Origin of the sequence: Mangrovicoccus sp. HB161399, from assembly GCF_013184745.1 — a bacterium.
GTDB lineage: Bacteria > Pseudomonadota > Alphaproteobacteria > Rhodobacterales > Rhodobacteraceae > Mangrovicoccus.
Map to the genome: position 1 here is coordinate 1 of NZ_JAATVU010000259.1, position 972 is coordinate 972.

Below are 972 nucleotides of genomic sequence, written 5' to 3' on the forward strand. Positions count from 1 at the left end.
AAGCGGTGGAGCGATAAGGGCATCTTCGCGCGGATGCTGGCCGGGCTGGCGGGCGAGGACCACGAGAAGAAGACCGTGATGATAGATGCGACCTATTTGAAGGCTCACCGCACGGCGTCCAGTCTGGGCGTGAAAAAGGGGGGCGCGGCCGCCTGATCGGTCGCACCAAGGGCGGCATGAACACGAAGCTGCATGCCATCTGCGACAGCAAAGGCCGTCCGATCGATCTCTTCGTCTCAGCAGGGCAAGTCAGCGACTACATCGTATTCATCCGGCGAAGGCCGCCTGACGGGTTTGGTGCTTCGGTGATAAGTCCGACCTTATGCGCGACCTTATGTTCGAACCCAAAATTGAAGTCCTGTCCGCGGCAGATGGCTTTCGCCGACGGCACTTGGACGATGCGGAGAAAGTCCGCATCGTCGAGGAAAGCTTCCGCGGCCATCGCCAGGTGAGTGCCACGGCGCGGCGCCACGGCGTTTCGCGGTCCCTGCTGACGATCTGGCGGCGGCAATACCGGAGCGGTGAACTCAGCGGCGATGCTTCCCCGGCCTTCATCCCGCTGACGGTGTCTGACGGGCAGCCGGGCCCTGCATCTCCGGTGCCCTTGCCGCCGAACCCGGAAGCGAGGGTGGAAATTGTGTTGCGGAACGGGCGCCAGCTTGCGGTTCCTGCCAATGTCGACCCGGAAGCGCTGGCCCGCCTTCTTTCCGTGCTGGACGGCCGGTGATCGCGTTTCCCGCCGGGGTGAAGGTCTGGATCGCAGGCGGCGTCACCGACATGCGCTGCGGCATGAACTCGCTGGCGATCAAGGTTCAGCAGGGTCTCGGCCGGGACCCGCATGGCGGCGAGATCTTCTGCTTCCGCGGGCGCAGGGGCGACCTCCTGAAGATCTTGTGGCATGACGGGGTCGGCATGTCGTTCTACTCCAAGCGGCTGGAGGCCGGGAAGTTCATCTGGCCGGTCAGCGAGGGC

The 972-nt window shown here is 64.4% G+C and carries 2 protein-coding genes and 1 pseudogene; all 3 read left to right on the forward strand.

Features of this window, described 5'->3' with window-relative positions:
- A pseudogene (locus HCC78_RS32745) lies at positions 1–260 on the forward strand (IS5/IS1182 family transposase); the annotation flags it as partial.
- Between the two features lie 74 nt (positions 261–334).
- Entirely contained in the window at positions 335–727 is a 393-nt protein-coding gene (locus HCC78_RS32750) for a transposase (RefSeq protein WP_253949482.1), read from the forward strand.
- Positions 724–972 (forward strand): IS66 family insertion sequence element accessory protein TnpB (gene tnpB, locus HCC78_RS32755; protein ID WP_172332847.1); only part of this gene is annotated, 249 nt, incomplete at its 3' end. The genes HCC78_RS32750 and tnpB, both read left to right, overlap by 4 nt.

Excerpts from the sequence above, each read along its gene's own strand:
- HCC78_RS32750 (WP_253949482.1), top strand. The coding sequence starts at position 335 with ATGTTCGAACCCAAAATTGAAGTCCTGTCCGCGGCAGATGGCTTTCGC.